Below are 18939 nucleotides of genomic sequence, written 5' to 3' on the forward strand. Positions count from 1 at the left end.
AGCCGCAACGACGAACGACGTGGATGCCCGGGACAAGCCCGGGCATGACGGTGCAAGACTGAAGGACCGGGCATGACCACCCACTACGACGCCCTCGAATCCCGTGATCCCACTGAGCGTGAGCAGGACCTCTTCAGCCGCCTGCCCGACGTGCTGCGCGCGGCGATGCAGGCGCCAGCCTATGCGGCGCTGCTGCAGGGCATCGATCCGCAGGACATCACGAGCCGTGCGGCGCTGGCGCAACTGCCGGTGCTGCGCAAGTCCGAGCTCCCTGCCCTGCACAAGGCGGCGCCGCCATTCGGCGGCTTCGTCGCGCAACCGCCCGGGGCATTCTCGCGCCTGTTCACCTCTCCCGGGCCGATCTTCGAGCCGGAGGCCGCGCACGCTGATCCCTGGCGCGGCGCCCGCGCGCTGTTCGCGGCCGGCTTTCGCAGCAGTGACGTCGTGCTCAACACCTTCAGCTATCACCTCACGCCCGGCGGCTTCATCTTCGACGCCTCGGCGCGCGCGCTCGGCTGCGCGGTGATCCCGGCCGGTCCAGGCAATACCGAGGCGCAATTCGAGTTGATCGAGGCCTATCGCCCGATCGGCTACAGCGGCACGCCCGATTTCCTGAAGATCCTGCTCGACGCCGCCGCCAGTGCCGGCCGCGACGTCTCCTCGCTCAAGCGCGCACTGGTGTCGGGCGCAGCGTTCCCGCCGTCGCTGCAGGCCGAGATCAAGGCGCGCGGCGTCGACGCCTACCAGGCGTTCGGCACCGCCGATCTCGGCATCATCGCCTATGAGACCTCGGCGCGCGAGGGCATGGTGGTCAATGAGGACCTGATCTTCGAGATCGTCCGCCCCGGCACCGGCGATCCCGTCGCGGAGGGCGATGTCGGCGAGATCGTGGTCACCTCGCTCGATCCGCATCACCCGTGGATCCGCCTCGCGCTCGGCGACCTCACCGCCGCCCTGCCCGGCCTCAGCGCCTGCGGCCGTACCAACATGCGCATCAAGGGCTGGATGGGCCGCGCCGATCAGACCACCAAGGTCAAGGGCATGTTCGTGCGGCCCGAGCAGGTCGCCGAGATCGGCAAGCGCCATCCCGAGCTCGGCCGCCTCCGCCTGGTCGTCACCCGCGCCGGCGAGACCGATGCGATGACGTTGAAGGCCGAATGCGCATCGCCGGCAGACAGCCTCTCCGAGGCCGTGACCGCCAGCCTGCGCAGCGTCACCAAGCTCGGCGGAAACGCGGAGATCGTCGCGCCGGGCACGCTGCCGAACGACGGCAAGGTGATCGCCGACCAACGCTGAGACTTGTTCCAGCGCGGCCAAGCCCTGCATCACCGTCATGAGCGCGGCCGTGCGCACGTCCCATGCGCAATTGTCGCCTCACGCGCGCTCTCCTATACAGCCATGTCACGTTCCCTGGAGTTCGTCCGCATGGCCTTCCCGCGCGCGTCCAAAGCCCTGTCCCGCTTCACCGTGCTCGATCTGACACGGGTGCGCGCCGGCCCGACCTGCGCCCGGCAGTTCGCCGATTGGGGCGCCAATGTCATCAAGATCGACGCGATGATGGAGAACGGCGGCGAGGCGCTCGGCGGCCCGCGCCGCGGTTCCGACTTCCAGAACCTGCATCGCAACAAGCGCGCGATGACGCTCAACCTGAAGGACCCTAAGGGGGTCGACGTATTCATGCGGCTGGCGAAGCAGGCCGATGTCGTGATCGAGAACTATCGCCCCGACGTGAAGACCAAGCTCGGCATCGACTACGAGGCCGTGCGCAAGGTCAATCCGCGCATCGTCTATGGCAGCATCTCCGGCTTCGGCCAGGACGGCCCTTATTCCAAGCGGCCGGGCTTCGACCAGATCGCGCAAGGAATGGGCGGGCTGATGTCGATCACCGGCGCGCCCGGCGAGGGCCCCATGCGCGCGGGCATTCCGATTGCCGACCTCTCCGCCGGCCTGTCCTGTGCGATGGGCATCCTCACCGCGCTCTTGGAGCGCGAGGTCTCCGGCGAGGGCCAGTGGGTGCAGACCTCGCTGCTGCAGGCGCAGATCTTCATGCTCGACTTCCAGGCTGCGCGCTGGCTGATGGAGAAGGACGTCGCGCCGCAGGCCGGCAACAACCATCCGACCAGCATCCCGACCGGTGTCTTCAAGACCTCCGACGGCTACATCAACATCGCCGCCACCGGCGGGCGGATCTGGGAGCGGCTGTGCCAGACGCTCGGCGCGCCCGAATGGATCGACAATCCGGACTACGCCACGGCGCCGGCGCGATCGAAGAACCGTGACGCGCTGAACGCCGAAATCAACGCGCGCACGCTGGCCAAGACCAGCGAGCAATGGGTCGCCGAGCTCAACGCCGCCGGCGTGCCCTGCGGGCCGATCTACGCGATCGATCAGATGTTCGACGATCCGCAGGTGAAGCATCTCGGCATGGCCAAGCCCGTGCCGAGCGACGACGGACGCGACATCACGCTGGTGGCGCAGCCCTTCACGTTGTCGCGCACGCCGAGCCGTATGGCGGCGCGGCCGCCGGAGTTCGGCGAGCAGACCGAGGAGATCCTCGCCGAGTTCGGCTTCACTGACGGCGAAATCGCCGATCTCCGGGTGCATCGGGTGGTGTGAGCAGGTGCAATATGACTGGGCCGTGGCATTCCGCCGCTGTGGCCCAGATGTCACCACGTTGGAACTTCGACCTTGACCGGATTGAGGCCAAGGCAAGACCGCGTTAATCTCTTCTCATCAGTTGACGCGGACCTGAAGTGGCCCGCGGGCGTGAGGAGTAACGGGGTCATGAGCGCATCCGAGTTGAACGAGTTTCTGACGGCGATGGACATGGTTCGCGACGTCAACGCAGCTGCCCTGAACCACGGCAGTGCTCTTCCGTTTGACGAGACGATGCTCGACAACGAGTCCGACTGGTACCACATGCCGGTCGAGGAAACCGTCAACTGAGACCAAGCTGACGCGGGTTCAATCGCGTCCTGGCAATGTTTCCCGATGAAGCCTTCGTTCGATCAGTCGGACGAGGGCTTTTGCTTTTCTGCTCCCAAATGAGCTGAAACACGCTGAATTCAGCGATCGAACCGTGCGCAAAAAAAAGCCCGACGCAAGCGCCGGGCAAGAGATCGTCTCGGGAGGAAACATCAGGGCGCGATGACCATCCATGCGGCGTCACCACGCTGAGCAGGACGAAATCTGCCCATGAATGAAGCCTACCACCGCTCTGCCTAAAATGCTGTCATCGCAAAGACACAACCTCTGGAGAAGCGCCGGAGCGAATCGAACAACGGTCCGGCGCAGTCAGTCCAGCTGCTCGTGAACGTGGCGGCGGTGCCACAGTCCGGCTGAGAACGGCTCTGCCGCGCTATTCACCCAAAAAGTCACAGTTCCCGTCTCCGCAATTTTGCGTGCTTTGGATGACGGCCTCTGCCGTCGATCGGCACTGGCCCCGACTTCAAGTTGCGCAAAGGGCTGGCGTGCTGATTCCAGAAACATCGAACACCGAGCGTGCGGCCGGTTCTCTCCGACGGCCCCGCCTGCATTGGCTCACGGCGACCACGGCGCTGCTATCGCTCGCGCTGGCAAGCCCAGCACTCGCCCAGGCGACCAGCGGCGGCTCCGGCGGCAACGTCAACGGCACCAGCAACGGCGGCGCCAGTTCGGCAACCGGCTCCGGAGCGAATGGTGTTGCGGGAGGCAACCTCACGCAAGGGGGCGGTGGCGGCGGCGCAGGCGCGGTCGGCGGCGACGGTGGTGGCGATTATTCCGGCGCGTTCAGCGGCGGCCAAGGCGGCAGAGCGCCGGGTGAATCGGGGCATGCTGGCCAGGGCGGCGGCGGCACGTCGAGCGGCGGCGGCGGCGGTGGCGGCGCTCATGGTGCGGTGGTCACGACGGACGGCAGCAATACCGCGACCATTACCGGCGGCTATGGCGGACGCGGCGGCTCCGCCAGCCTGAGCTGGGGCGGCGGCGGCGGCGGCGCAGCCGGCTATGGGCTCGTCATCGACGGCACTGGCCTCAACTACACCAACACCGGCGCGATCGCCGGTGGCATCGGCGGTCCGGGCGGCACGGCCAACAACAATGGGCACGGCGGCGCCGGCGGCGATGGCGGCTACGGCGTCTATCTGACCGGCACGGGCGTTCTCACCAATTCCGGCAGCATCACCGGCGGCAATGGCGGCGACGGCGGCAATGCTCTCAACAGCAGCCAGCCCAACGCGGGCGGGGACGGAGGCAATGGTGGCGCGGGCGTCGTCTTCGCGACCGGCGGCACGCTGATCAATTCCGGCAGCATCACGGGCGGCGCGACAGGCATCCGCGGCATCGGCGGCAGTTCGTCTAATGGCGTGTTCGGGTCAGCGGGCGACGGCGTGCGCGGGGCCAATCTCACCATCATCAACAGCGGCGCGATCTCGGCGGGATCCAATTTGAGCGGCGATCCCTTGTTCGACGCCAACGCCATCGCCTTCACCGGCGGCAGCAACGTGCTGGAGATCTGGGCGAGCTCGATCATCAACGGCAACGTGGTCGGCAACGGCAGCGACACGTTCCGGCTGGGTGGCACGGCGAACGGCACATTCGACGTCTCCAGCATCGGCGGCTCGGCGCAGTATCAGGGCTTCTCGAGTTTCGTGAAGACCGGCACGAGCACGTGGACGTTGACCGGCACCACGGCCGCCGTCACGCCCTGGGCGATCAACCAGGGCACGCTTGCGGTCTCCTCCGACGCCAATCTCGGCGCGGCCTCCGGCGGGCTGTCGTTCGGCGGCGGCACGCTGCAAGTTCTCGCGGACTTCAGCTCCAGCCGCAACATCACCCTCAATGCCGGCGGCGGCAGCTTCGACACCAATGACAACAACTTGACGCTCAGCGGCACGATCTCCGGCAGCGGCGGCCTGACCAAGCTCGGCACCGGAGTCCTGACGCTGAGCGGGGTCACCAGCTACGCCGGCGACACCCTCGTCAGCGGCGGCACGCTGCGGACCGGCGCGTCCGGCGTTCTCTCGGTCGCCAGCAGCTACATGATCGCGACAGGTGCGACGCTCGATATCGATGGCACCGGTCAGACCATCGGAGGATTGAGCGGCAGCGGCAACGTGCTGCTCGGGAGCAATGGAACACTGGCGATCGGCGACAATGGCGGAGCCGCGGTGTTCTCGGGCACGATCTCGGGCAACGGCACGTTCGTCAAGAGCGGTCCCGGCGTGCTCACCCTCAGCGGCACCAACACCTACGCCGGCCTGACCATCGTCGATGGCGGCACGCTGCGCGCGGGCGCGGCCGGCGCATTCGCACCTTTGAGCTCTTTTGAGGTCGATAGCGGCACAACGCTCGATCTCAACGGCTTCAACCAGACCATCGCCTCGCTCACCGGCGGGGGCGCCGTGCTGCTCGGCGCGGGAACGCTGACGTCGGGCGGCGACAATACCAGCACGAGCTTTCTCGGCACGATCTCGGGCAGCGGCGGCTTCACCAAGGTCGGCGCCGGCACGATGCGGTTCGACGGAGCGACCACCTATACCGGCGCGACGACGATCAGTGCTGGTACCCTGCAGGCCGGCGCCTCGGGCGTGCTCGCCTCGGCCAGCGCGTTCATGATCGCGTCAGGCGCAACGCTCGATCTCAACGGCTTCGATCAGGCCATCGGCTCGCTCGCGGGCAGCGGCAATGTCCTGCTCGGCGCGGCAATGCTGACGGCGGGCGGCAACAACGGCAATACCAGCTTCTCCGGCGCGATCTCCGGCAGCGGCGGCTTCACCAAGACCGGCACCGGCCGGATGACGCTCACCGGCACGAGCAACTACACCGGCGCCACGATCATCAATGGCGGCGTGCTCGACGTCGCCGGCGCCATCACCAACACCTCGGGCGTGACGGTCAATGCCGGCGGCACGCTGATGGGCGCGGGTCTCGTCGATCCGCCGATGACGGTGAGCATCAACAATGGCGGCACGCTAGCGCCAGGCAACGGCACCGCCGGCTCGTCGATGACCATCATCGGCAATCTCGCCTTCCAGTCGGGCGCGTACTATCTGGTGCAGCTCGATCCGACGACGGCTTCGTTCGCCAGCGTGAGTGGATCTGCCTCCCTCGGCGGTGCGACTGTCAACGCCGTGTTCGGCACCGGCGGCTATGTCGACAAGCGCTACACCATCCTGACGACCAGCGGCGGCATCTCCGGCAGCTTCGGATCGGTCGTGAAGACCAACCTGCCTTCCGGCTTCAAGACCAGACTGAGCTACGACGCCAACAACGTCTATCTCGACCTGATCCTCGCGTTTGCCCTGCCCGGCGGCCTCAACGGCAATCAGAAGGCGGTAGGCGACACGTTGTCGGCCTACTTCGATCGCACCGGCGACATTCCGCTCGTGTTCGGCAAGCTGAAGCAGGCGGGGTTGACGCAGGCCTCTGGCGAGAGCGCCACGGGCGTGCAGCAGACCACCTTCAATGCGATGAGCCAGTTCGCCGGCCTGCTCACCGATCCGTTCGCCCAACGCCAGGGCAGCGGTGGTGCGAGCAGCTACGCCGACGCGGCGCGCAAACGCACCGATGCCTTTGCAATGCTGCCCGACGAACGGCCTGCGGATTTTGCGCAGCGCTGGAACGTGTGGGCGGCCGGCTTCGGCGGCTCGCAATCGACAAGCGGCAATGCTAGCGTCGGCTCCAACGACACCACCAGCCACCTTGCCGGCACCGCCGTCGGCGCCGACTATCGGATCGCGCCGCGCACCATCGCAGGCTTTGCCCTCGCCGGAGGCGGCACCAGCTTCAGTGTCAACGGTCTCGGCTCCGGCCGCTCCGACCTGTTCCAGGCCGGCGCCTATCTGCATCATCACATTGGTCCGAGCTATCTGAGGGCCGCGCTGGCTTACGGTTGGCAGGACGTCACCACCGACCGCACCGTCACCATCTCCGGCACCGATCGCTTACGCGCGAGCTATCAGGCCAATGCGTGGACCGGCCGCATCGAGGGCGGCACGCGTTTCGTCGCGCCGCTTGGCGGCGTCGGAGTCACACCCTATGCGGCAGCGCAGGTGACCAGCTTGCGCCTGCCCACTTATATCGAACAGGCCACAGCCGGCGCCGCGACCTTCGCCCTGACCTACGCCGGGAAGACCGTCACCGACACGCGCACCGAGCTCGGCCTGCGCTCCGACAAATCCTATGCACTGGCAGACGGCAATCTCACCTTGCGCGGCCGCCTCGCCTGGGCTCACGACTTCAATCCCGATCGCTCCGTAGCCGCGACGTTCCAGACGCTGCCCGGCGCGAGCTTCGTCGTCAACGGCGCAGCGCAGGCGCGCGACTCTGCATTGACCACGACCTCAATCGAGATGAACTGGCTGAACGGCTGGAGCGCGATGGCGACGTTCGAGAGCGAAATCTCGAACGTGACGCGGTCGTATGCCGGCAAGGGGACAGTGCGCTACGCGTGGTGAGAGCCGGTGTGGCGATTGACACCGCCGAGTTGATAGGCGCGTGGCCCATCGCGCCTCCAACGTCATTCCGGGGCAATCGACAGCGCGAAGCCGCGCAGCGGCTACGCGTTGGCGATTGAACCCGGAATCCCGAGCTGTCGAAAAGAACGCCACCCAATCTCGAGATTCCGGGTTCAAGGCCTGCGGCCTTGCCCCGGAATGACCGTGGGTGGAAGACCGCGCCTACGCCTCAGCCTTCGCTGCTGGCGGGGTCGACTTGCTGACGCTCGCCACCAGCCGGTCGATCAGCGGCCAGAACAGCAGCACGATCGCCAGCGTCGTGATGGTGCCGACCAGGCCGTTCGCCCAGAACACCTTCATGTTGCCGCCGGAGATGATCATCGACTGCCGGAAGGCGTCCTCGGCGCGGCTGCCGAGCACCAGCGCCAGCGTGAACGGCGCCAGCGGGATCTTGATCTTCTTGAAGACGTAGCCGACGACGCCGAAGCCGAGCATCAGCCAGACGTCGAACATCGCGTTCTGGATCGCATAGGCGCCGATCGCGCAGGACACCACGATCATCGGCGCCACCGCCGCGAACGGCACGCGCAGGATCGAGGCGAAGATCGGCACGGTCGAGAGCACCAGCACCAGGCCGACCACGTTGCCGAGATACATCGAGGCGATCAGGCCCCAGACGAAATCCTTGTGCTCCACGAACAGCAGCGGGCCGGGATTGAGGCCCCACACCATCAGACCGCCGAGCAGGATCGCCGCGGTGCCCGAGCCGGGAATGCCGAGCGCGAGCATCGGCAGCAGCGCCGCGGTGCCCGAGGCGTGCGCCGCGGTCTCAGGCGCGAACACGCCCTCGATGCGGCCCTTGCCAAAACTGTCCTGGTCCTTGGAGAAGCGCTTGGCGAGGTTATAGCCCATGAAGGAGGCCGCGATGGCGCCGCCCGGCGTGATGCCGAGCCAGCAGCCGATCACCGAGGAGCGGAAAAGCGTCATCCAGTACTTCGGCAGGTCCTTCCAGACGGCGAGCACCGTGCGCAGCGAGATCGATGCGGCGTGGCCGCGCAGCGCCAGACGCTCTTCCATCGTCAGCAGGATCTCGCTGATGCCGAACAGGCCGATCACGGCGACCAGGAAGTTGATGCCACGCAAGAGGTCGGTCGAGCCGAAGGTCATGCGCAGCTGGCCGGAGACGGTGTCCATGCCGACGCCGGCGAGCAGCAGGCCGATCGCCATCGCGATAACGGTCTTGTGCTTGTCCTCACGTCCCAAGCCGACGAAGGAGCAGAAGGTCAGCAGATAGACGGCGAAGAACTCCGGCGGCCCGAACTTCAGCGCGAAGGACGATATCCATGGTGCCAGGAAGGTGATCAGCAGCACCGCGACCAGCGAGCCGATGAAGGACGAGGTGAAGGCCGCGGTCAGCGCCTCCGCCGCCTTGCCCTGCTGTGCCATCGGATAACCGTCGAAGGTGGTCGCGACGGACCAGGCCTCTCCGGGAATATTGAACAGGATCGAGGTGATGGCGCCGCCGAACAGCGCGCCCCAGTAGATGCAGGACAGCATCACGATGGCCGAGGTCGGGTCCATCGAGAAGGTGAGCGGCAACAGGATGGCGACGCCGTTGGGACCGCCGAGCCCCGGCAGCACACCGACGAACACGCCGAGCACCAGCCCGACCATCATCAAGAGCAGCGTCTTCCAGGTCAGGAGGACCGCGAACCCGTGCAGCAGCAGACCCAGAGCTTCCATTACTTGGCTTCCATTGGTGCAGTTCCACTTCCTCCGTCATCGCGAGGAGCGAAGCGACGACGCGATCCAGGAGTTGTCAGGCTCGAGTCTGGATTGCTTCGCTTCGCTCGCAATGACGACTGGTGAGAGAATTGGTTAGTACCCGAACGCCGCTTCGAGCGGTCCCTTGGGCATGATCACGTCGAACACGACATCGAAGGTCACGAACATCACGGCGCTGAACAGGAACGCCGTGAGCAGCGATTTCCAGATCGCGATCTTGCCGACGATCCGCATGAAGCCGGCGATCAGGAGAAAGCTCGCCACGTAGATGCCGAGAAACTGCATGGCGATGCAGAAGAGCAGCGTCGGCACGAATACCGCCATCACGCGTCGCAGCTGCGCCCGCGTCACGAAGGTCTCGCGCGCTTCCTTGCTCGACAGGAAGGCGGCGCCGATTCCGTAGAGGCTGGCGCCGCCGAGGATCACCGACAGATAGAACGGGAAGTAGCCGGGCTCGGGACCGGTCGAGTCCCAGGACGCGCCGGTCCGCCAATTGTCCCAGGCGAGCAGGACAGCGAGCCCGAGCAGCAGCAGCGACACTCCGACGTCGACGGTCCGGTTGGAGGTGACGGCCGGAGAATTCTCCTCCGGCGCCGTCGGATCGTCGACCGCGATCTCGAGCTCAGCGTTGGACATCGATCTTCCTCATCCCCTCGGCTTCGCCGGCCTTACTTGGCTACGAAGCCGGCTTCCGTCATCAGTTGCTTGTTGAGCGAGCCGTCCTCTTCGAGGAACTGCAGCATGTCTTTGCCGGTGAGGAAGATCGGCTTGAGCGCCTGCTTCTCCATATAATCCTTGTATTCCGGCGTCTGAACCAGCTTGCTGAACAGGTCGACATAGAACTCCTGCTGCTCCTGCGTCACCTTGCCCGGCAGGAACATGCCACGCAGCATCAGGTACTGCACGTCCAGCCCCTGCTCCTTGCAGGTCGGAATATCGTTCCAGGACTGCGTTTCCGTGACCTTGGTGGTGTAGGAGATGCGCTCCTTGTCGAACACGCAGAGCGGACGCACCTGGCCGGCGCGCCAGACTTCAAGGTTCTCGGAAGGATTGTTCACGTTGGCCTCGGTGTGCCCGCCGACCAGTTGGGTCGCAGCCTCACCGCCCGACTTGTAGGGCAGATAGGAGAACTTCGCGCCGGTCTTCTTCTCCATGAAAACGGTCAGCACATGGTCCTCGCGCTTGGATCCGGTGCCGCCCATCTTGAACGGCGAGCTCGATGCCTTGGCGGCGTCGATGAACTCCTTCACCGTCTTCGGGCCGTTGACATTGTCCCACAGCACGAACTGGTCGAGCGCGATCACGGCAATGGGCGACAGCTCACGCCAGTCGAACGGCAGCTTGGCCGACAGCGGCAGCATGTAGATCAGCGAATAGGCGATCAGGACCTTGTTCGGATCGCCGTCGCTGGATTTCATGTACATCAGCGCTTCGGCCCCGGATGCGCCGCCCTTCAGCGACACGACCACCGGCTGCTTCAGAAGATTGTTCTTCTGGATCGCGGCCTGCATCATCCGCGCCATCTGATCGGAAGCACCGCCGGCGCCGGCGGCGACGACGATCTCGACCGGCTTGGTCGGCTCCCAACCGGCAGAGGCCGGCGCGCTTGCGAAAATGGCAGCCGCAGCGGCTGCGATCGTGATCAGATTACGCACGTGTTTCATCCCCCGTTCAAAGCACCAGCTTGTGTCCTACCAGGATACTGCCGGCTTATTGTGGTCACTTCAAGAACACAAGCGAGATGCGGCCTCATGACATCAGCATAAGGTCGCACGATCAGCATCGGACTACTTGCCCTTCCAGTTCGGCGTCCGCTTGTTCAGGAACGCGTCCATGCCCTCGCGGAAATCCTCGCTCATATAGGCGCGCAGGATCAGGTCTTCGCCCTCGTCGCGGGACAGCGTGCGGCGGATGCGGCGCACGGCCTCTTTCGTGACTTCGAGCGTGATCGGTGCATGCGAGGCAACCAGTCTTGCCGTCTCCAACGCTCGCGCCTGCAGGGTGTCGACGTCGGGCACGATCTCGCTGAGCAGGCCGAGCGCGAGCGCCTCCGGCGCCTCGACAAGGCGCGCCTTGAAGATCAGGTCCTTGGTCCGCGCCGGTCCGATCAGCGAGACCACGCGCGAAATATTCGACATCGACAGACAATTGCCGAGCGTGCGCGCGATCGGAAAACCGATGCGCGTGCTCTCGGTGCCGATGCGGATGTCGCAGCAGGCGGCGATGCCCGCGCCACCGCCTGTGCAGGCGCCCGCGATCGCCGCGATGACCGGCACGCGGCAAAGTTCGAGAGTTCCGAGCACGCGGTCGATACGCGCCTCATAGTCGAGCGCGTCCTGCGCGATCTTGAAGGCGCGGAATTGGGAGATGTCGGTGCCGGAGGCGAAGGCCTTGTCGCCCGCCCCGGTCAGGATCAGCGCCTTGATCGAGCGGTCGGCGTTGATGGCCTCGCAGATCGAGGCCATCCGGTCGTACATCGCGAACGTCATCGCGTTGCGCGCCTGCGGCCGGTTGAAGGTGATCTTGGCGATGCCGTCGTCGACGGCATAGATGAGATCGTCGGAGCCGGTCGCAGGAGCGCTCATCAGGCCACCTTCGGAATCGGCGCAGCCTCGCGCGCCTTCAGGACGTCCATTGCGGCGAGCACGCCACCGGCGCGATGCGGGACATTGGCGAGCGCGAGGCCCATCTCGACGCCAGACAGCGTGCCCATCAGCATCAGGTCGTTGAAGTGGCCGATATGGCCGATGCGGAACACCTTGCCCTTGATCTTGTTCAGGCCGGTGCCGAGCGACATGTCGAAGTTCTCGAGCACGGTCTTGCGGAACGCATCGGCGTCGTGGCCCTCGGGCATGACGACGCCGGTCAGCGCCGGCGAATGCGCCTGCGGATCGGCGCATTGCGTGTCGAGGCCCCAGGCCTTCACCGCCGCGCGCGTCGCGAGGCTGTGGCGGCGGTGGCGTGCGAACACGTTCTCGTGGCCTTCCTCCTCCAGCATCTTCAGCGCCTCGTTGAGGCCCATCAAGAGATTGCATGCAGGCGTATAGGGGAAGGTGCCGAGCTTGTTGAAGGTGATGATCTCCTGCCAGTCCCAATAGGAGCGCATGCCGGGATTGGCCTTGGCGACGGCAAGCGCCTTCTCGGAGACGGCGTTGAAGCCGAGGCCCGGCGGCAGCATCAGCCCCTTCTGCGAGCCGGCGACGGAGACGTCGATGCCCCAGGCGTCGTGCTCATACTCCATCGAGCCGAGGCCCGAGATGGTGTCGACCATCAACAGCGCCGGATGGCCGGCGCGATCGAGCGCCTTGCGCACCTCGAGCGGCGGTGTCAGGCAGCCCGTTGAGGTCTCGTTGTGAACGACGCAGACGGCCTTGATCTTGTGCGCCTTGTCGTCGACGAGGCGCTGCTCGATCGCCGCGATATCGGCGCCGTGACGCCAATCGCCGGGGATGAAATCGACGTCGAGCTTGAACTTGTCGGCGATGCCCCGCCACAGCACCGCGAACTGGCCGGTCTCGGCCATCAGCACCTTGTCGCCGGGCGCGAGCGTGTTGACGATTGCGGCTTCCCATGCGCCGGTGCCGGACGACGGATAGATGATCACCGGCTGCTTGGTTCGGAAGATCCGTTGCGAGGCGGCCAGCACCGCGAAACCGAGTTCAGCGAACTCCGGACCGCGATGGTCGAGCGTCGGCATATCCATCGCGCGGAGCACGCGGTCGGGCACGTTGGTCGGCCCCGGAATCTGAAGAAAATGCCGTCCTGTGTGCACAGTCATTGGCGTCCATCCCCGGTCATTTGGTTGGCGCGCGGACGTGGCATCCCACGCGTTCGCCGCGCTTTTCTCCCGCCAGACCGCTGGCGTCAATAAAGAAGACGCGAGCACCGAGCGCTTCGGGCTGACATCCCTCAGATGCACACGATTCCCCTTTTTCTGTGCAGTGCGGCACGAGCCGTTGTGCCCCGGAGCCGCACGCGATTTCGCCTCATTTCACAACCGCGAGATGCCGCGGCGCATTGCCGGGCAGCGGCTGCTCCAGGAGCGCCATGGCCGCATCGACGCCACCGCCACGATGCGGCACACCGGCGACACGCATCCCCATCTCGACACCGCTCAGCGCCGCCATCAGGGTCAGCTCGTTGCACTCACCGAGATGGCCGATGCGGAACACCTTGCCGGCGACCTTGGACAAGCCCGAGCCGAGCGACATGTTGAAATTGTCCAGCACGACCTGGCGGAACTCGTCGGCATTATGGCCCGGCGGCATCAGCACCGCGGTCAGTACCGGAGAGTAGTCCTTCGACTCCTGGCACAGCACTTCAAGACCCCAATGCTCCACTGCCGCCCGGGTCGCTGCCGCGAGGCGCTGGTGACGCGCGAACACCTGATCGAGCCCCTCCTCGAGCAGCATCGCGATCGCTTCACGCAGGCCGTAAAGCAGATTCGTCGCCGGCGTATAGGGGAAGAAGCCGTTCGCATTCAGCTTCAGCATGTCCTCCCAGTCCCAGAACGAGCGCGGCATCTTGTTGGTCTTGGCCACCGCGCGCGCCTTGTCCGAGACGGCGTTGAAGCCGAGCCCCGGCGGCAGCATGAAGCCCTTCTGGGAGCAGGACACGGCGACGTCGACCTTCCACTCGTCAAAGCGGAAGTCGGCCGAGGCGAGACCGGAAATGGTGTCGACCATCAGCAGCGCCGGATGCTTGGCGCGATCCATCGCCGCGCGCACCTCGGCGATCCGGCTGGTCGCGCCGGTCGAGGTCTCGTTGTGCACGACCATGACCGCCTTCAGCTGATGCGCGGTATCGGCCGTCAGCTTCTCCTCGATGACCGAGGGATCGACGCCCCGGCGCCAATCGCCGGGAATGAAATCGACCTCAATGCCCCAGCGCGCCGCCATCTGCCGCCACAACGTCGCGAAGTGGCCGGTCTCAACCATCAGCACCTTGTCGCCAGACGACAGCGTGTTGACGATTGCGGCCTCCCAGGCTCCGGTACCGGAGGACGGATAGATGACGACGGGGCTCGTGGTCTTGAAGATCTTCTGTGAGCCGTCGAGAACGGCCTTGCCGAGTTCGGCGAACTCGGCACTGCGGTGATCGATCACCGGCATATCCATGGCTCGCAACACCCGCTCGGGCACCGGACTCGGGCCCGGAATGTGCAGGAAATGGCGGCCTTGGTGACGGGTCACAGCGCAACTCCAGAGAATAGCGGCATTCTGACACCCATGATTGCATGCAATTTTTTGCTTTACAAGTGTCATACGCATGCATTTCTGCGGTCGACCATATCTGTAACACCCGCTACAATCGCACCGATGAGTTCCACGATTCCACATATCGAAACCGTCCCTTTGGCCGAGCCGACAGGCCGCCCTTCCCCTGCGCGCGACGAGACCTCGCTGCACGAGGAGATCCTGGCGCGGCTGCGCGACTACATTGTCGAGGGTCATGTCGCAGATGGCGGCCGGCTGTCTGAGCGGCAATTGTGCGAGATGCTGGGCGTCTCGCGCACGCCCTTGCGTGAAGCTCTCAAGGTCCTCGCGGCTGAAGGGCTGGTGGAGCTGCTGCCCAATCGCGGCGCCCGGGTGCGCCCCTTGAGCGCTGCCGACATTCAGGAATTGTTCGATCTGATGGGCGGCCTGGAGGGCCTCGCCGGCCGCCTCGCCTGCGAGAAGATCTCGGATGAAGGCGTCGAAAAAATCGCGCAGTATCATCACGATATGTACGGTTTTTACATGCGACAGGACATGCAGGGCTATTTCCGCATGAACCAGCTCATCCACCGTGCGATCGTCGATGCCGCCGCCAATGCCACGCTTCACGCGACGTATGAGAGCCTCGCAGGCCGTATCCGGCGGGTCCGCTTCTCGGCGAACTTCGCCCGCAAGCGCGAGCGTTGGAGCGAGGCCATGCGCGAGCACGAATTGATCCTCGACGCGCTGCGCCGGCGCGCCGGCAGCGAGCTGTCGGACATCCTATTCCAACACCTGCGCAACAAGGGCGCCGCGGCGATCGCCTATTTCGGCGAGGAGCAGACGACCGCCGCACCGGCGACCGAGGGAAAGCCGGCCAGAGTAGACTAAGGTCGAGATCGCTCCCTCAAAATTGCATGCAATCTGGTTGACGCTGTCTCATAAATGATTGACACCGGGCCGAGGCCCGTGGAACTGCGACGCCACCAGGCCCGACCAGGGATCATCATGCCGAACGCCAAAGCCGGTCCGTCCAGGCTCGAACAGAAGCTCCGTGCCGAGATCACGGGCGATGTCTTCTTCGATCGGTTCAACCGGGGCCGCTACGCCACCGATGCCTCGTTCTACCAGGTCATCCCGGCCGGCGTGGTCGTGCCGCGCACCATGGACGAGGCGCTGCGGGCGCTCGCCGTCGCCCGCGACGACGGCCACATCGTCACCCCGCGCGGCGGCGGCACCTCGCAATGCGGTCAGACCGTCAACGAAGGCCTCGTGGTCGACTTCTCCAAGCATTTGAGCCGGATCGTCTCGCTCGACGTCGAGGGGCGGACGTGTGTGGTCGAGCCGGGCATCGTGCTCGATGACCTCAACCGCCAGCTCAAGAAGCACGGGTTGTGGTTTCCGGTCGACGTCTCCACCGCCTCGCGCGCCACGATCGGCGGCATGGCGGGCAACAATTCCTGCGGCGGCCGCTCGCTGCGCTACGGCACGATGCGCGACAATACCATTGCGATCGACGCCGCGCTGGCCGACGGCACGCTGGCCCGCTTCGGAGAGGTGCCGCGCGACCTCAAAGACGTCAACGCGCCCGACGAGGCCCGCGCGCTGTTCCGCGACATGCTGGCGCTCGGCGAGCGCGAGGCTGCGGAGGTCGCCGACAAGTTTCCCAAAGTGCAGCGCCGCGTCGGCGGCTATAATCTCGATGCGCTGACTCCGCGCAACTCCACCAATAATCTCGCGCACCTCCTGGTCGGCTCCGAAGGCACGCTGGCCTTCTCGACCCGCATAGAGCTGAAGCTGTGGCCGTTGATCCGCACCAAGGTGCTCGGCGTCTGCCATTTCGGCAGCTTCTACGAGGCGATGGATGCGGCCCAGCATCTGGTCAAACTGAAGCCGATCGCCGTCGAGCTGGTCGACCGCACCATGATCGGACTCGGCCGGGATATCGCGATGTTCCAGCCGGTGATCGCGGCGGCCGTCCGCGGCGATCCCGACGCCATCCTCGTGGTGGAGTTCGCCGAGGAGACGACAGACGAAAACCTCGCTAAGCTGAAGCAGCTCGGCGAACTGATGGGCGACCTCGGCTTTGCCTGGACGAACGAGCCTCGCAAATGGGGCGGCGTTGTCGAGATCACCGAGCCCGCGCTGCAGACCGCCGTCGCCGATTTCCGCGCCGCCGGGCTCAACGTGATGATGTCGATGAAGGAGGCCGGCAAGCCGGTGTCCTTCGTCGAGGACTGTGCCGTGCCGCTGCCGCATCTCGCCGACTACACGGCGAGGCTCAACGACGTCTTCGCCAAGCACGGCACCCGCGGCACGATGTATGCGCACGCCTCGGAAGGCTGCCTGCATGTGCGCCCGGTGCTGAACCTGAAGCTGGAGAAGGACGTCAAGGCGATGCGCGCCATCGCCGAAGAAGCGTTCGCGATGGTGCGCGAATACAAGGGCTCGCATTCCGGCGAGCATGGCGATGGCATCGTCCGCTCGGAGTTTCACGAGCAGATGTTCGGCAGCCGCATTGTCGCGGACTTCAAGGAGGTCAAGCAGCGCTTCGACCCCGGCAACGTGCTCAATCCCGGCCGCATCGTCGATCCGCCGAAAATGGACGACCGCTCGCTCTTCCGCTATCCGCCGGACTATCGCATCGACGACATCAAGCCCGTGCTCGACTGGTCGGCCTATCCCGGCGCAGCCGGCGGTTTCCAGGGCGCGGTCGAGATGTGCAACAACAACGGCGCCTGCCGCAAGCTCGACGGCGGAGTAATGTGCCCATCCTACCGCGCCACCCGGGACGAGAAGGATGTCACGCGCGGGCGCGCCAACACGCTGCGGCTCGCGATCTCAGGCCAACTCGGTCCGGGCGCGCTGTCTTCTGACGAGATGATGGAGACGCTGAAGCTCTGCGTGTCCTGCAAGGCCTGCCGGCGCGAATGCCCGACCGGCGTCGACATGGCCAAGATGAAGATCGAGGTGCTGGCGGCGCGCGCGACCACGCATGGCCTCACGCTGCGTGACCGGCTCGTGGCCTATCTGCCGCGCTACGCCGATATGGCCGCCCGCTTTGCGCCGTTCATGAACCTGCGCAATCATGTTGCGCCGTTGCGCGCGCTGATGGAGCGTGTCACCGGCATCAGCGCCAGACGCGAGCTGCCGGCGTTCCGCACCGACACCTTCCGCGTCGATGCCGACGCATTCGGTCCGACTGATGGCCGCGAGGTTGTGCTGTTCGGCGATACCTTCAACCGCATCTATGAACGTGAGAATCTCGACGCCGCGCTGCGCGTGCTGATCGCCGGCGGCTATCGCGTCTACGTGCCCAGGCCGGCCGATGGCGGCCGCGCGCTCTGCTGCGGCCGGACCTTTCTCTCCGCCGGCCTCGTCGACGAAGCAAAGTCCGAGCTGCAGCGCCTGGTCGAGACTTACGCACCGTTCGCCTCGCGCGGCGTGCCGATCATCGGCATCGAACCAAGCTGCCTGCTGACGCTGCGCGACGAGCTGCTGTCGCTGCGCAACGACACCGTTGCGAGGACAATCAGCGCCCACGCGCTGCTGCTGGAGGAGTTTCTGGCCCGCGAAGCCGAAAGCGGCCGACTGGCGCTGCCGCTAGGCCCTCTGCCCGGCAAGGCGCTGCTGCACGGCCATTGCCACCAAAAATCCTTCGCCGCGTTCAAGCCCGTTGAGCAGGTCCTGCGCCTCATTCCAGAGCTCACGATCGAGACCATCGAGTCCTCGTGCTGCGGCATGGCCGGCGCGTTCGGCTATGGCGCCGAGACCTACGATGTCTCCTTGCAGATGGCTGAGGCATCACTGTTACCTGCAGTCCGTAAGGCCGACGCTTCGACGTTCATCGTCGCCGACGGCACCTCTTGCCGCCACCAGATCCAGGACGGCGCCGCCCGCGGCGCCGTCCACGCCGCGCAGCTTCTGGCGATGAGCCTCGAGCGAGGGCGCGCATCGACATAGTTCATCGGGTGAGCAAAGCGAAGCATGCCCGCCGCAGACCTCCTTCTTCGCTAGATGGCGTGCACGCTTCGCTTTGCCTACCAGACGCAGCTCGCTTGACTTAACGACATAGGGAACTCATCGACATGGCCGATCTCACGCTCGACACTGCCCGCAAGATCCTCGACGCCACGCTCGCCAAGGGCGTCGAAAAGAAGCTCAAGCCGCTCGCCGTCATGGTGCTCGACGCCCGCGGCTGCCTGAAGGCAGCTGTCGCACAGGACGGCACCAGCCTGATGCGGGCCGAGGTTGCGCATGGCAAGGCCTATGGTGCGCTAGCGCTCGGCCTCGGCTCGCGCGCACTGTTCCAGCGTGCCCAGGAACAGGCCTATTTCATCGACGCTGTGAATACGCTGGCGCAAGGCCGAATGGTGCCGGTGCCCGGCGGCGTGCTGATCATGGACGGCGCCACGCTGCTCGGCGCCGTCGGCGTCTCCGGCGACACGTCCGACAACGACGAGATCTGCGCCGTCGCCGGCATCGAGGCCGCCGGCCTCAAGGCAAATCCGGGCTGAGCCGCC

The 18939-nt window shown here is 65.7% G+C and carries 13 protein-coding genes; 7 read left to right on the forward strand and 6 right to left on the reverse strand.

The window, feature by feature from the left end:
* The first annotated feature begins 72 nt into the window (after window positions 1-72).
* From QX108_RS10160 to QX108_RS10175, 4 genes are all read left to right on the forward strand, one after another.
* A complete protein-coding gene (locus QX108_RS10160) occupies window positions 73-1296 on the forward strand; it encodes a phenylacetate--CoA ligase family protein (protein ID WP_315781615.1) in 1224 nt (407 codons plus the stop codon).
* A gap of 129 nt (window positions 1297-1425) precedes the next feature.
* Window positions 1426-2616 (forward strand): CaiB/BaiF CoA-transferase family protein, encoded by a 1191-nt coding sequence (locus QX108_RS10165; RefSeq protein WP_315781618.1) that lies wholly within the window; start codon window positions 1426-1428, stop codon window positions 2614-2616.
* 168 nt (window positions 2617-2784) lie between these two features.
* Entirely contained in the window at window positions 2785-2946 is a 162-nt protein-coding gene (locus QX108_RS10170; RefSeq protein WP_172112654.1) for a hypothetical protein, read from the forward strand.
* 524 nt (window positions 2947-3470) lie between these two features.
* The gene (locus tag QX108_RS10175; protein WP_315781621.1) at window positions 3471-7436 is read left to right on the forward strand and encodes an autotransporter domain-containing protein; all 3966 of its coding nucleotides are present in this window, start codon (window positions 3471-3473) and stop codon (window positions 7434-7436) included.
* 222 nt (window positions 7437-7658) lie between these two features.
* On the opposite strand, the gene QX108_RS10180 is transcribed toward QX108_RS10175, so the two are convergent.
* The 6 genes from QX108_RS10180 to QX108_RS10205 form a co-directional block, all read right to left on the reverse strand.
* On the reverse strand, window positions 7659-9179 hold the full coding sequence (locus tag QX108_RS10180; protein ID WP_315781624.1) for a tripartite tricarboxylate transporter permease: 1521 nt from the start codon (window positions 9177-9179) through the stop codon (window positions 7659-7661).
* 135 nt (window positions 9180-9314) lie between these two features.
* On the reverse strand, window positions 9315-9857 hold the full coding sequence (locus tag QX108_RS10185) for a tripartite tricarboxylate transporter TctB family protein (RefSeq protein WP_315721213.1): 543 nt from the start codon (window positions 9855-9857) through the stop codon (window positions 9315-9317).
* A gap of 32 nt (window positions 9858-9889) precedes the next feature.
* Window positions 9890-10876: a tripartite tricarboxylate transporter substrate binding protein gene (locus tag QX108_RS10190; RefSeq protein ID WP_315721214.1), complete on the reverse strand. Its 987-nt coding sequence runs from the start codon at window positions 10874-10876 to the stop codon at window positions 9890-9892.
* A 132-nt stretch (window positions 10877-11008) separates the two neighbouring features.
* Complete coding sequence (locus QX108_RS10195; protein ID WP_315781628.1) at window positions 11009-11806, reverse strand: enoyl-CoA hydratase/isomerase family protein; 798 nt, start codon at window positions 11804-11806, stop codon at window positions 11009-11011.
* On the reverse strand, window positions 11806-12999 hold the full coding sequence (locus QX108_RS10200; protein WP_315781631.1) for a pyridoxal-phosphate-dependent aminotransferase family protein: 1194 nt from the start codon (window positions 12997-12999) through the stop codon (window positions 11806-11808). Before QX108_RS10200 ends, QX108_RS10195 begins: the two co-directional genes overlap by 1 nt.
* Before the next feature lie 208 nt (window positions 13000-13207).
* Entirely contained in the window at window positions 13208-14413 is a 1206-nt protein-coding gene (locus QX108_RS10205) for an alanine--glyoxylate aminotransferase family protein (RefSeq protein WP_315721217.1), read from the reverse strand.
* Between the two features lie 126 nt (window positions 14414-14539).
* Between QX108_RS10205 and QX108_RS10210 the strand changes: the two genes are divergently transcribed.
* The 3 genes from QX108_RS10210 (at window position 14540) to QX108_RS10220 (ending at window position 18933) form a co-directional block, all read left to right on the forward strand.
* On the forward strand, window positions 14540-15307 hold the full coding sequence (locus QX108_RS10210; RefSeq protein WP_315726298.1) for a GntR family transcriptional regulator: 768 nt from the start codon (window positions 14540-14542) through the stop codon (window positions 15305-15307).
* Between the two features lie 117 nt (window positions 15308-15424).
* Window positions 15425-18379: an FAD-binding and (Fe-S)-binding domain-containing protein gene (locus tag QX108_RS10215; RefSeq protein WP_315781634.1), complete on the forward strand. Its 2955-nt coding sequence runs from the start codon at window positions 15425-15427 to the stop codon at window positions 18377-18379.
* A gap of 125 nt (window positions 18380-18504) precedes the next feature.
* The gene (locus QX108_RS10220; protein WP_315721219.1) at window positions 18505-18933 is read left to right on the forward strand and encodes a GlcG/HbpS family heme-binding protein; all 429 of its coding nucleotides are present in this window, start codon (window positions 18505-18507) and stop codon (window positions 18931-18933) included.
* Window positions 18934-18939 lie beyond the last annotated feature (6 nt).

This window comes from Bradyrhizobium sp. SZCCHNR1002 (assembly GCF_032381435.1).
GTDB lineage: Bacteria > Pseudomonadota > Alphaproteobacteria > Rhizobiales > Xanthobacteraceae > Bradyrhizobium > Bradyrhizobium aeschynomenes.

Excerpts from the sequence above, each read along its gene's own strand:
- QX108_RS10160 (WP_315781615.1), top strand. The coding sequence starts at position 73 with ATGACCACCCACTACGACGCCCTCGAATCCCGTGATCCCACTGAGCGT.
- QX108_RS10165 (WP_315781618.1), top strand. The coding sequence starts at position 1,426 with ATGGCCTTCCCGCGCGCGTCCAAAGCCCTGTCCCGCTTCACCGTGCTC.
- QX108_RS10170 (WP_172112654.1), top strand. The coding sequence starts at position 2,785 with ATGAGCGCATCCGAGTTGAACGAGTTTCTGACGGCGATGGACATGGTT.
- QX108_RS10180 (WP_315781624.1), bottom strand. The coding sequence starts at position 9,179 with ATGGAAGCTCTGGGTCTGCTGCTGCACGGGTTCGCGGTCCTCCTGACC.
- QX108_RS10185 (WP_315721213.1), bottom strand. The coding sequence starts at position 9,857 with ATGTCCAACGCTGAGCTCGAGATCGCGGTCGACGATCCGACGGCGCCG.
- QX108_RS10195 (WP_315781628.1), bottom strand. The coding sequence starts at position 11,806 with ATGAGCGCTCCTGCGACCGGCTCCGACGATCTCATCTATGCCGTCGAC.
- QX108_RS10200 (WP_315781631.1), bottom strand. The coding sequence starts at position 12,999 with ATGACTGTGCACACAGGACGGCATTTTCTTCAGATTCCGGGGCCGACC.
- QX108_RS10210 (WP_315726298.1), top strand. The coding sequence starts at position 14,540 with ATGAGTTCCACGATTCCACATATCGAAACCGTCCCTTTGGCCGAGCCG.
- QX108_RS10215 (WP_315781634.1), top strand. The coding sequence starts at position 15,425 with ATGCCGAACGCCAAAGCCGGTCCGTCCAGGCTCGAACAGAAGCTCCGT.
- QX108_RS10220 (WP_315721219.1), top strand. The coding sequence starts at position 18,505 with ATGGCCGATCTCACGCTCGACACTGCCCGCAAGATCCTCGACGCCACG.